This is a genomic window from Fructilactobacillus sp. X3R2C1 (assembly GCF_059901235.1).
The window spans coordinates 132087-144329 of record NZ_JBWXVA010000003.1; the positions used below are offsets into that span (position 1 = coordinate 132087).

Here is a 12243-nt window from a genome sequence, read left to right on the forward strand (position 1 = left end):
GAGCCATTTGTCAAAGAAAAAAAAGAATCAAGTCCACAAAACCTTAGTCGAACAAATCCTTGAAAAACACAATATTCCTTTTCAACAGATGATTTTTGCCACCCATCAAGAGGGAGACGTTCAACAGATTACCACTGACGAAGCTGACGTTGATCAACATTTAATCTACAAAACGTTAGCGCTGACTGGAAAAACAACTGGTCCCGTCATTGGAGTGGTTCCTTTAGATGAACGCTTAAGTTACAAAAAGTTAGCCAAAGCTTCTGGCAACAAAAAAGTGGGCATGGTTCCCCTAAAAGATCTAGTTAATACGACCGGATACGAGCACGGCGCAAATACGCCTATCGGAATTTATGAACAAAAGGGTTATCCCATCTACATCGATGAAGAAGCCCAAAAGCAGGGCAACATCATCGTATCGTCAGGCCAGATTGGTCGTTCCGTCAAAGTCAACGCCAAGGACGTCAAAAAATTAGTCAACGGAACTTTTGCTGATATCACTGAATAAACTAAAAACGTCGATCCGTTTGGATCGGCGTTTTTATTACTAAGATAATAACTAAATTCAAAGTTATTTTCTAACTTAAAAGCAAAAAGTCAGTATACATCTCTAAATAGAGAAATATATACTAACTAAAGTTTGCTCAATCATTTAGCACTTATGTAAATGCTGAGCTAGTTATTTGCTAACTATAAATTGTATAGCAGTAAACGTACCAACCCCACTTTTTCTTGCACACACTATGAAAATACTTCTTATGTTTCTTTTTTGCATTAATTAAGTATGAACTTAAATTATTACTAGAATTAGTAGGTTGTAAAGAATTACTTGTACTTGTCGTTGAATATTGACTATTAACTCCCGCAGCATTAACTGATGTAACTCCAGTTAAACTTAAAGAAATAACAGTAACAACAATTAAAGCAAAAGAAAAAATCATTTTTAATACACTTTTACTTAAAGTCATGAAATCACCTCCTTTCAATTTTATATAATCAGTAATCAATCAAAAAGATGAAAAGCTTTTCTAAAAATTTGTTTGACGATGTTTGGTCTTAAAATGAAAAGTATAGTCACATATATAAAAATGCCACTTATTATTTCAATACATAACATTAACCAAGTATCTACTAAGTGATGATCCATTTCCAAAATGATAATAAACATCAATAAACCAGCAAATATGTATTTCCAACTATCTTTAAATAATCTTTTAAAATTCACTTGATCCCTAATTGAATACATTTGAACAAATGTTACCGAAAATTCAGATATAACGGTAGCAATAGCTGTCCCAATTGCTCCCCACATCATTATAAAAGGTATATTAACAACTATATTTATAAGTGCCCCAACAATAACAGAAGTGTTATAAGAACGGGTTTGATTAGTTGGAACTAAATATTGGACCCCAATCACATTACTCCATCCAATTATAAGAATAACAACAGATTCAATCATTATTAATGGTATAACTGGCATAAACTTAGGAGAAAAAAACAATGGAACAAATGAAGAGGCTATTGCAGCTACTCCAAAAGTCAGCGGAACAGCTAAAGCCGTTACGAATTCAAAACTTTCGTACAAAAAATATTTAACCTTTTTATATTGACCATTAGCATGCGCATTAGCCACATGTGGTAACATAACTGCTCCTAAAGCAGTTACAATAGCAAGTGAGAGTTTTATTATCTTGTCAGATTGACCAAAGAAGCCTGCCACTGTCACATTCTTCATATATCCAAGCATAGTCTTGTTTACGTACAAATAAACTTGAGTTGCAATCTCTGGAATAAACAAAACACAAGAAGGTCTTATATGACGCATCCAATGAATACTTTTCCAATTTGGCGGGCCAATATATTTCTTAAGACTTGGAAATAATGTTAAATTTCCAAATAGTAACGATAAAGATAAAATAACAATATAAATACCTAAATCGTTATAGGAATGAACAAAGGCAAAAATACTAAATAAAGTTATTAACTTTACAACAAAATTTCTAACAACTGTTACTGCAAAATCCTCTACTCCTTGAAAAAACCATGAAATATCAAAAGCCGCTGCCAATAATGATAATGACTGGGCTAAATAATAAATCCGATACTTATGATCAAATGCAAGAAATATAAAGAAAGCAACAAAAGATAATGAAATTGTTATCATTCTCATAAAAAATATTTCATAGAAGGTATTAGTTAATTTTTGTTTATTGCTTCTTACGTAGGCAATTTGCCTATTCCCATATAACGCCACTCCAATACTACCAAAAATAATAAAATATTGAATGTTAGCATTAGTAAAATCATTTATTCCAATTCCCTCTGGACCCAAGACTCTTGCTAAATATGGAGAGGTGATTAAGGGAACTATTAAGACAAAAATCTGATAAGCTACGTTATATAAATAATTCTTTATAACTTTCATAAATTATAATTCCACCGAGCTATTTATTTATATTAATTAATCAATTCACATATTATATCATATAATAACTTATATTAATGAGCACATATTCATGTCTTATCGCTGGAAAGTCACATAATTACTTAGAAATTATATTGAAATCATAAGTATAAAAGTTTTAATGTTTTATTATTACTCTCTTAGTTGATCACTTTTTGTAAATATTTTTAATACTTCATTTTTTGTTTGTGTACCCTTATAAACATAATGTTTATTTTTATAAATAATCACAGTATCAGGTATTTCATCAAGATGTAATTTATCCGCAAATTTACTTCCAACTTTTGTATCTACATCAACAAAATATACTTTTTTATTTTGCTGTTTGCTAACCTTCTTTAATAAAGGTTTGTATTCTTTACATGCACTACATTTTTCAGAACCTACATATACTATTGTTGGTTTATTATTTGAACTAGTTTTTGCTTTATTAATTTCATTATTAGTATATGTATTACGCTTAGATACACTGTATAAAAATGTTCCTCCTGTTACCAATATTAATAAGCAAATTATCACTAAAATAGAAATGGTAACCTTTGTCTTCTTCACAGCACTATACCTCCTTTATAGTAATAAAAGTAGCTCTCCAAAGGAAAACCACTTTTATTACTCATGATTAAGAACAAATACGGAACCAGTGCTTGGTCCATAACGCAGGGATCCAACGACAAGTTTTTTTCTTTCTCCTAAAATTTATCATTTAGATTAACCTCCTAACATTTATTTACAAATAATTATATAAAATGTTTCACAATGAGTCAATGTTATTTTTAATATCTATTAACTAATTAATTTGATAATTTACAAATTGCCTATATTTCAGTACCAATTTAATTAATTCATTATGATTGCCATTCCCAATCATTTTCCCCTTATCTATAAAATAAATATTATTTGCATTTTTTATTGTACTAATCCTATGAGCTATTGCAATCGTTGTTCTATTCTTCATTTGTTTATTAATAGCATCTTGAATAACAATTTCTGAATATGCATCTAAACTAGAAGTAGCTTCATCCAGCATTAAAATTTTAGGATCTTTTAAAAATGCTCTTGCTATAGTGATTCTCTGAATTTGTTCTCTACTTAAATTTGATCCATTTTCTCCTACTTGACTATTTAATTTATCATCCAAATTCATTACAAAACTATAAGCGTTCGATAATTTTAATGCATTAAATAATTCTTCATCAGAAAGTTTTCTTTGAATCCCATAGGTCAAATTGTATCTTATTGTTCCTGACATTATAGATGCATTTTGATTTACATAGCCTATAGAATTTCTCCATTCATCGAGATTAATACCATCTATATTCATATCATCTATTTGTATACTTCCATTATTTGATTAACATTTCACTATTAAAGCTGAAATATAGTAGCTTTGATTTTTTTATTATTAAAACAATATAATTAAAAATACAAAATTTACTTAATTTTATAGAACCTCATAACTGAATAAACTAAAAACGTCGATCCGTTTGGATCGGCGTTTTTTTATCCATCCCATTCGTTTTTAAATTCAGCAACAAATTCACGCATGTACTGAGTTCTCTTCTTTCCAATTTGTTTAGCAGCCTCGGTATTTAAATCGGAAGCAATCTTAAACAACTTTTCGTAAAAATGATTAATGGTGGTATCGTCAGTTGCGTTGCGATAATCTGCTTTAGTAGTTAAAGTCCGCGGCTTAATTGTCGGATCATAAATGGTCCGATGATGTGCCCCACCATACTGAAAGGCCCGCGCAATTCCAATTGCACCCAGAGCATCTAATCGATCAGCATCTTGAACGATTTGACCCTCTTTTGATAACGGTTGTTTGTGTTCAATGTTGTCACTAAAAGACATGTGGTTGATGATGTCCATCACCTGCAAAATCTCATCAGGACTAAAGCCAAATTCTGCTAACCGCTCTTTGACTTCCTCCCTTTTAGCGTCCGGATCATCCACCAATTTATCGTCAAAAACGTCGTGTAAATAAGCAGCTGCAAGGGCAATCTCACCGTTAGCTGGTTCGGTCCCCATCAATTGTAAGACCATGTTTGCGACCCGTTGGATGTGGTCAAATCCGTGTCCACTCTTATCCTTACTCATGTTCTCTTTGGCGTATTCTTTTACCCTTGCAATTTTATCGTTCAAGTCTCTCACTCCTACTAAAATAATTTCCCACATTATAAATATATAACTAAAAAAGAAGCCATCCAATAGCTTCTTTTACTTACATAATAAAATTAATAATTTCCATCAGGATCGGAACCACGATAACAAACAACACGGTGCTGGTTACCACTAAATTAGTGGCGTAGTCCACGTCCCCGTGGGATTGACTAACTAAAATCGGCAAAACCGCTAGTTCGGGTGTTGCCGACTGAATTACCAACGTCCCAAACTCTGGAAGGGCCATGTTCACGCCAAAATGCATAAACGCTAAGAGGGTTCCAATCATGATTGCTGGCGCAACCACAAATCTTCCTACCAGTCCGGCAATGGTATCCTTATCAAAATGAATTGAAGATAAGCCGGCATCGGCTAAAATGATTCCAATGTAGATCAATGCTAACGGTGTCACTAATCCACCAATCATGTTGCAGGTCTTATCAATCCAAGCTGGCAATTTGACGTTCACGATCAAAATCCACGCCAAACCTAAGATAAATCCAACCAGTGGCGGCGGTAAAATCTGTTTGAGGGTAACCTTCTTTTTCTTTTTTCCCCTTTGTTTCGTTGGGTCATCTCCTGAAATGAAGAAGATTCCGATCGCCCAGGTTGAGACGGTGTTCATCACATAGTAGACCAAGAAATACGTCATCCCGGCGTTTCCAAACAACGCAATGTTTAAGGGTAATCCCATAAAAATCGTGTTGGCGTTGACCGACATGTTGATAAAGGCCCCTCTTCGACCCCTTCTGATCCTTAAAACAAAAACCAATGCGATTGCGATTACATAACCCAGGGTAAAACTAATCAACGTGTATAGTAGTCCGCCAACTAGTCCAACTAATTTTCCCCGATTCAAATTATCCAAAACGGAAATAAAAATCGAAACTGGTAAGGCAATGTTCATAATTAAGAACGAAACATTTCCCTTAAAACCATCCGTCATTTTGTTGGAACGACGAAGAAAATACCCTAAAGCAATAATAATAACAATCTCAGCGACACTCTCTAGTGAGGCAATAAATGCGGTCACTGTTTAATCCCTCCAATTAATTAATAAATGAAATTGTGCATACTTCTACGTTACCACTTTCAAACCGTGTTAGTGACCTGTGCAAACAAAAAGAAGCCAGATTGAACGTCTGACTTCTTTATTAATTACTTATCTATACGATAAAGTTGATAATGGCCATCAAGATTGGAACCACGATCACGAACAGAATCGTGCTGGTTACGACCAAGTTAGTAGCGTAATCAACGTCACCATGGGACTGACTAACCAGAATTGGAAGCACAGCCAAACCAGGGGTGGCAGATTGAATTACTAAGGTGCCAAATTCGATGTTTGGAATCCCAGCGCCGGTGTGCATGAAGACCAGTAAGGTTCCGATCATAATTGCCGGAGCAATCACGAAACGAGCAAGTAGTGCGGCAATGGAATCTTTATCAAAGTGAATTGATGAAAGACCAGCATCGGCCAAAATAATCCCAATGTAGATTAAGGATAATGGTGTTACAAGACCACCAATCATGTTACAGGTCTTGTCGATCCACATTGGCAACTTAACGTTAACAATCAGAATCCAAACTAACGCAACCAAGAAACCAATCAGTGGAGCTGGAAGCAACTTCTTCCAGTTAAAGTTCCCCTTGCTTTCACCCTTCTTCTTGGTGGGATCGTCTCCTGAGATGAAGAAGATTCCGATGGCCCAAGTTGAGATGGTGTTCATTACATAGTAAATCAGGAAGTAAGTCATCCCAGAAGTTCCAAACAGTGCCAAGTTCAAAGGCAGCCCAATGAAGATGGTGTTGGCGTTCACCGCCATGTTAATGAAAGTTCCCCTACGACCCTTTCTAATTTTTAGGATGTAGACTAGGGCAATTGCGACAATGTAACCTAACGCAAAACTAATTACGGTGTATAACAGTCCGCCAGCTAGCCCAACTAACTTTCCGCGGGTCAAATTATCTAATACTGATACGAAGATTGAAATAGGCAAAGCCACATTCATGATTAAGAATGAGATGTTTCCCTTAAAACTGTCGGCAAACTTGCCTGACTTTCTCAAGAAATATCCCAGTGCAATGACAATGACAATCTCAGCGACACTTTCTAGTGAAGTAATAAACGCTGCCAATGTAACATTCCTCCAATTATTTGTTTAAATTAGTTAAATCTGGGTATTTTGGATACCATTTTTCGTCATCAACGGCTGACTTAACGTCCGTAATCTTTTCTCTAGTAATGTTTTGATCAACTGCGCTTTGAGCAACAGCAATCGCAACGGTCTCAGAGAATTCAGTTAACTGGTCAACTGGTGGCAAAATGGCAGCCCCAGGAACCGTTGAATCCACAATGCCACCAAGGGAATGAGCAGCAGCACTAATCATGTCGTCGTTAAGTTTAGTGGCGGTGGCAGCAATGGCACCTAACCCAATTCCTGGGTAGACTAAGGCGTTGTTAGCCTGTCCAATCTCATACTTAACTCCGTTGTATTCAACGGGTGCACTTGGAACACCGGTAGCGACTAAGGCACGACCATCAGTCCATTTGATCAAATCGGAAGCAGTTGCTTCAGCCAACTTAGTTGGGTTTGAGATTGGCATGATGATTGGACGGTCAGTATGAGCGGCCATTTCCTTAATAACGTCTTCAGTAAATGCGCCGTGTTGAGTAGAAGTTCCAACCATGATTGATGGATGAACAGCCTTCACAATTGAGAGTAAGTCGGTCAGGTTTTCTGAGTCAGAGAATTCAGAACGACTTCTCGCAAACTCTTTTTGTCCAGGAGTTAGGTCGGACATGTCGTCAAACAAGAGGCCTTGCTTATCAACCATGTAGAAATGCTTCTTAGCTTCTTCCTCGGATAAGCCAGCTTGCACCATCTCTTCACAAACCCGTTCGGCAATTCCGACGCCCGCAGTTCCGGCACCAAAGCACAGGTACTTCTGATCGGTCATCTTTTCACCAGAAATCTTAAGGCCACCTAAGACACCAGCAAGGACGATAATTCCAGTTCCCTGGATGTCATCGTTAAAGACCAAGTAGTCATCCTTGTACTTATCAAGGATGTTTGAAGCGTTGGCACGCCCAAAGTCTTCAAAGTGCAAGTATAAATTAGGAAACAAGTCTTCTGCTTCTTTTACAAACTTGTCAACGAAGTCGTAGTACTTTTGACCGTAGTCGCGGTCCTGGTGATTACCAAGGTAGAGTGGATTGTCGAGTAAACTCTTGTTAGTAGTTCCAACGTCTAAGACCACTGGTAGGACTTCCGATGGGTCAATGCCGGCAGCGGCACTGTAAACCATTAATTTACCAACTGGGATGTCAATTCCTTGAGTTCCCCAGTCACCAATTCCAAGGATTCCTTCGCCATCGGTTACAACGATCAACTTGATGTTGCGTCCAGAAGCAGTGTTCTTCAAACTTTCACGGATCGTTTCAGGGTCATCGTGATTGATTGATAAAAACGCCGCATTTTGTGGGTTAACGTACAGTCTGGAGTAATTTTCAATTGAGTCAGCGATCGTTGGGTCGTAAACGACTGGCATGAATTCAGTGACATGTTTAGCGAAGGTTGCATAGAATAGAACCCGGTTTTCGTTAAAAATACTCATCAAGTAGATGCGTTTTTCAAGGTCACTACCCTTGTGTTGGTATTCGTCATAAACGTTTTCAACCTGTTCGTCCAAAGTTTGAACGTTCGGTGGAAGCATCCCCACCAGTCCTAATGTTTTTCTTTCATCATCAGTAAATGCAGTCCCCTTATTGATAAAGGGATTGTTCAATATTTCTTCACCTTTAGCCATATTTTAAGACTCCTTTTTGTAGTAAAATAGTCTGTAATTGATTCTTTTAAATACTAATTCACTATCAAAAAGATAGTCAAACACGAGTTATTCATAAATTTAATTTATATGAGGTCATCATGAAGCTAAAAGATTTAATGTACTTCAACAAGTTAACCGAGCTTAAAAATTACACCGACGTTTCTAAGTATTATCACGTTAAACAGCCCACGATTACCATGGCCATTAAGCGTTTAGAGGATAACTTCAGCGTCGAATTAATTAATCGAAATCAGGCCCACCACCAAATTAAACTCACTAAGGCCGGCGCCGACCTTGAAAAACACGTCCAGGTAATTATGAAGGAAGTAGACAAAATTAACAACGAAATGGGCAGCATCAGTGACCATGTCATTCGCTTTGGTCTTCCACCAATCATTGGCAACTATTATTTTCCCAAGCTGGCGTCCGAGCTATTTTCACTTGGGATCCTAAATGATCTTGATAACTCAGAGAGTGGTTCCAAAAAGCTTTTAGGGGAATTAAAAGACGGTCGAATCGACTTAGCACTTTTAGGATCATCCAAACCGCTTGAAAGTAGTGAGATTGACGCAACGGTTTTAACCAAAGACCACTTCATGCTAGTCGTGAATCGACAGTCACCACTGGCAGACGCTCACTCCGTTAAATTTGCCGACCTCAAAAACGAAGAGTTTGTGGGCCTCTCCAGTGACTTCGTTCACACTCAGGTCTTTTCGGATCTGTCTAAACTTCACGCCATTCACCCTAAGATTAAGTATCAAACGTCTGATATTGAGCTAGCCAAACAATTAGTCTCTGAAGACGTGGGGATCACCTTTTTGGTTAGTAAGGCCATTAAACCTTCCGACAACCTTGTCCCCATCCCCATTGACGATGAAGATTTACCCCCGTTTTACGTTTCGGTGGCCTTTCGTAAAAGTCACGTTCTTTCACCCGAAGAGCAAGAATTAATCAACGTTTTAACCAAATCAATTGCACAAAAAAAGTAGGAATTCCGTTTGGAATTCCTACTTTTTAGTTCTTAATAACTTAGAAACTAAACTTCTTTATCAGTTTGCGTTTCAACCCCAACACCTTCGTATTCGTCAAGAATCATCTTCTTGAGATCTGCGATCAGTGGTTCTTTCGGGTTAGCAGTTGTACATTGATCAGCATATGCCAGTTCGGCAAGATGATCGGCAGCTGCTTCTAACTCTTGTTTGCTTACACCTTGTGACTTCAGATCAAGTTCAACTCCAACCGAGTGAGCTAATTCGATGAAGCGGTGAACCAAGGCTTCCTTTAATTCTTCATTGGAGTTTCCAGGAAGACCAAGGTAGCGAGCGATGTTAGCGTAATCGTCGTCGGCTCTAAATGATTCGTACTTAGGCCATGTGGCAATCTTCTTTGGTTTCTTGAAGTTATATCTGATAACGTGTGGCAAAGTAATGGCGATGGCAAGCCCATGGGTGATCCCGAATTGTCCACCAATCTTATGGGCAATTGAGTGGGTAATTCCAAGGAAAGCGTTCGCAAATGCCATTCCGGCGATCGTTGAGGCGGTATGCATCTTGTCTCGAGCTTCCATGTTACCGTTGTACGAGTCAGTCAGGTTATCAAAAATCATCTTGATGGCCTGAAGTGACATTGGACGAGTGTAATCTGAAGCCATGGTTGAGACGTATGACTCAATCGCGTGAGTTAAGGCATCAAGTCCTGAGGCAGCAATGGTGCCCTTTGGTACCGTCTTAACAAACTGTGGATCAACAATGGCAACGTCAGGTGTCAAAGCGTAGTCAGCTAATGGATACTTAACGTGAAGCTTTGAATCAGTAATAACTGAGAATGGCGTTACTTCTGAACCAGTTCCAGAAGTACTTGGAATGGCAACCATTTGTGATTTTTCTGGTTTGTTGTATCTGTAAGCACGTTTTCTGATATCCAAGAACTTCTGTTTTGCACCAAAGAAGTCAGTCTCAGGGTTTTCGTAAATCAACCACATCATCTTAGCGGCATCAAGTGGTGATCCTCCACCAAGGGCGATGATGGTATCTGGCTTAAAGGCGTTCATTTGGGTAACCCCAGCGTTAACCATGTCAGTTGTTGGTTCACCATGAATGTCATCGAAGATGTAGTACTGAACGTCATCTTCTCTTCGGTTCAATTCATCTAAGACTTTGTCAACGTAGTGATACTTAACCATGGAAGGACTAGTAACAATAAAGGCCTTCTTAATACCAGGCATGTCGTGGAGGTAGCGAACTGAGTTCTTTTCGAAGTAGATTCGAGGTAGTTTAATCCATTGCATATTATTTCTTCTCTTTGCGATAGTTTTAATGTTCAACAAGTCATAATCAGTAACGTTATGGGAGATTGAGTTTTTACCCCATGATCCAGTTCCAAGCGTAAGTGATGGGGTCATGTTGTTGTACAAATTACCAACTCCAGCAAGACCAGATGGTGAGTTAACGATCACTCTCGAAGCCTTAACGGCTACCCCAAAGTCAACGGCCAATTGATCATCTGAGGTTTGAATTGCTGCGGTATGGCCTAATCCACCGTAGTTTAGAAGTTCAGCACAAATTCTGAAAGCATCCTTGTGGTCTTTTGACTTGTAGACCGAAAGAACTGGTGATAATTTTTCCCCTGACATTGGGTACTTAGGACCAATTCCGGTCATCTCAACGGCAAGCACTTGGGTGTCTTCTGGGATCTTGATCTTAGCCATGTCAGCAATTTGTTGCGCAGTGGCACCAGCAATTGGACCCTTAACACTAAGACGCTTGCTGTCAAACATGGCGTCAGTTAATTTTTGTTTTTCTTTTTCTGGAACAAAGTAAACCCGGTTTAATTCGAGTTGTTCCTTTACATCCTTGTAAATGTCAGCATCGATTACGGCACTGTTTTCAGTGGCACAGATCATCCCGTTATCAAAGGTCTTTGATAAAACGATATCGTTAACGGCACGTGGGATGTTGGCGGTTTTTTCAACGTAAACGGGACCATTACCAGGACCAACTCCTAAAGCTGGTTTCCCAGCGGAGTAAGCAGCCTTAACTAATCCAGGACCACCAGTTGCAAGGGTAATGTCAACGCCAGGGTTCTGAATCAAAGCGTTCGTAGCTTCTCGACTAGGCTTTTCAATCCATTGAATGGCGTCCTTAGGTGCACCAGCTTTAACCGCAGCATCACGCACGATTCGAGCAGCTTCAATTGACGATTGAAGGGCTTGTGGGTGCAAACTAAAGATGATGGCGTTTCTAGTCTTCATTGAAATAATTGCCTTGAATAAAGTAGTTGAGGTTGGGTTAGTAACTGGAGTGATTCCAGCAATAACACCGAGTGGTTCAGCAACTTTAATCAGGTCATTTTCAGAGTCTTCTGAGATGATCCCAACGGTTTTATCATTACGAATATCGTGCCAAATTTCTTCGGTGGCAAACAAGTTCTTAATGGCCTTGTCTTCTTCAACACCACGTCCGGTTTCTTCATAAGCCATTTTAGCTAATTTTTGGTGGGCGTTAACCCCAGCAAGTACCATGGCGTGGGTAATCTTATCAACCTTATCCTGGTCGAAATTACTCATCTCATCTACGGCAATGCGTGCTTTTTGAACTTTGGCATCAATATTCTTATCGATCTCTTCAACATTGGGTTGTTGCTTTGCATCTGTCATACTTCCAGCCTCCAATATTTTCTTGTTATTTTCTTCACAACTAATATCATATCATCATCTTTTTCAAAAAGCAATGGTTCATTGTTATTTTTATCACTTATTATTCTGACGGTTATTAAACTCTTAAAAA

At 38.1% G+C, this 12243-nt stretch carries 11 protein-coding genes; 2 read left to right on the forward strand and 9 right to left on the reverse strand.

Annotated features, from left to right (window positions below; all coding sequences use genetic code 11):
• Positions 1 to 7: 7 nt before the first annotated feature.
• Positions 8 to 508: an aminoacyl-tRNA deacylase gene (locus tag AC6UDB_RS04545; protein WP_500709257.1), complete on the forward strand. Its 501-nt coding sequence runs from the start codon at positions 8 to 10 to the stop codon at positions 506 to 508.
• Positions 509 to 686: 178 nt separating this feature from the next.
• Here AC6UDB_RS04545 and AC6UDB_RS04550 read toward each other — a convergent pair whose 3' ends face one another.
• The 8 genes from AC6UDB_RS04550 to AC6UDB_RS04585 all read right to left on the reverse strand — a co-directional run bounded on the left by AC6UDB_RS04550 (position 687) and on the right by AC6UDB_RS04585 (position 8437).
• Positions 687 to 968 carry a hypothetical protein gene (locus tag AC6UDB_RS04550; RefSeq protein ID WP_500709259.1) on the reverse strand — a complete coding sequence of 94 codons (282 nt, stop codon included), beginning with the start codon at positions 966 to 968 and terminating at the stop codon, positions 687 to 689.
• A gap of 35 nt (positions 969 to 1003) precedes the next feature.
• Positions 1004 to 2428, reverse strand: a complete 1425-nt coding sequence (locus tag AC6UDB_RS04555; protein WP_500709260.1) for a flippase — start codon at positions 2426 to 2428, stop codon at positions 1004 to 1006.
• A gap of 171 nt (positions 2429 to 2599) precedes the next feature.
• Entirely contained in the window at positions 2600 to 3019 is a 420-nt protein-coding gene (locus AC6UDB_RS04560; protein ID WP_500709261.1) for a thioredoxin family protein, read from the reverse strand.
• Positions 3020 to 3254: 235 nt separating this feature from the next.
• Positions 3255 to 3803 (reverse strand): ATP-binding cassette domain-containing protein, encoded by a 549-nt coding sequence (locus AC6UDB_RS04565; protein ID WP_500709290.1) that lies wholly within the window; start codon positions 3801 to 3803, stop codon positions 3255 to 3257.
• A gap of 164 nt (positions 3804 to 3967) precedes the next feature.
• Positions 3968 to 4609, reverse strand: coding sequence for an HD domain-containing protein (locus AC6UDB_RS04570; protein ID WP_500709262.1), 642 nt, complete (start codon positions 4607 to 4609; stop codon positions 3968 to 3970).
• 79 nt (positions 4610 to 4688) lie between these two features.
• A complete protein-coding gene (locus AC6UDB_RS04575) occupies positions 4689 to 5660 on the reverse strand; it encodes an AEC family transporter (RefSeq protein WP_500701275.1) in 972 nt (323 codons plus the stop codon).
• A 133-nt stretch (positions 5661 to 5793) separates the two neighbouring features.
• On the reverse strand, positions 5794 to 6765 hold the full coding sequence (locus AC6UDB_RS04580; protein ID WP_500696983.1) for an AEC family transporter: 972 nt from the start codon (positions 6763 to 6765) through the stop codon (positions 5794 to 5796).
• Between the two features lie 16 nt (positions 6766 to 6781).
• A complete protein-coding gene (locus AC6UDB_RS04585) occupies positions 6782 to 8437 on the reverse strand; it encodes a malolactic enzyme (protein WP_500695837.1) in 1656 nt (551 codons plus the stop codon).
• Between the two features lie 119 nt (positions 8438 to 8556).
• Here AC6UDB_RS04585 and AC6UDB_RS04590 point away from each other — a divergent pair, with 119 nt between their 5' ends.
• The gene (locus AC6UDB_RS04590) at positions 8557 to 9447 is read left to right on the forward strand and encodes a LysR family transcriptional regulator (RefSeq protein WP_500709263.1); all 891 of its coding nucleotides are present in this window, start codon (positions 8557 to 8559) and stop codon (positions 9445 to 9447) included.
• Between the two features lie 47 nt (positions 9448 to 9494).
• Here the strand turns inward: AC6UDB_RS04590 and adhE are convergent, their stop codons facing one another.
• The gene (gene adhE, locus AC6UDB_RS04595) at positions 9495 to 12113 is read right to left on the reverse strand and encodes a bifunctional acetaldehyde-CoA/alcohol dehydrogenase (protein WP_500694096.1); all 2619 of its coding nucleotides are present in this window, start codon (positions 12111 to 12113) and stop codon (positions 9495 to 9497) included.
• Positions 12114 to 12243: the final 130 nt, after the last annotated feature.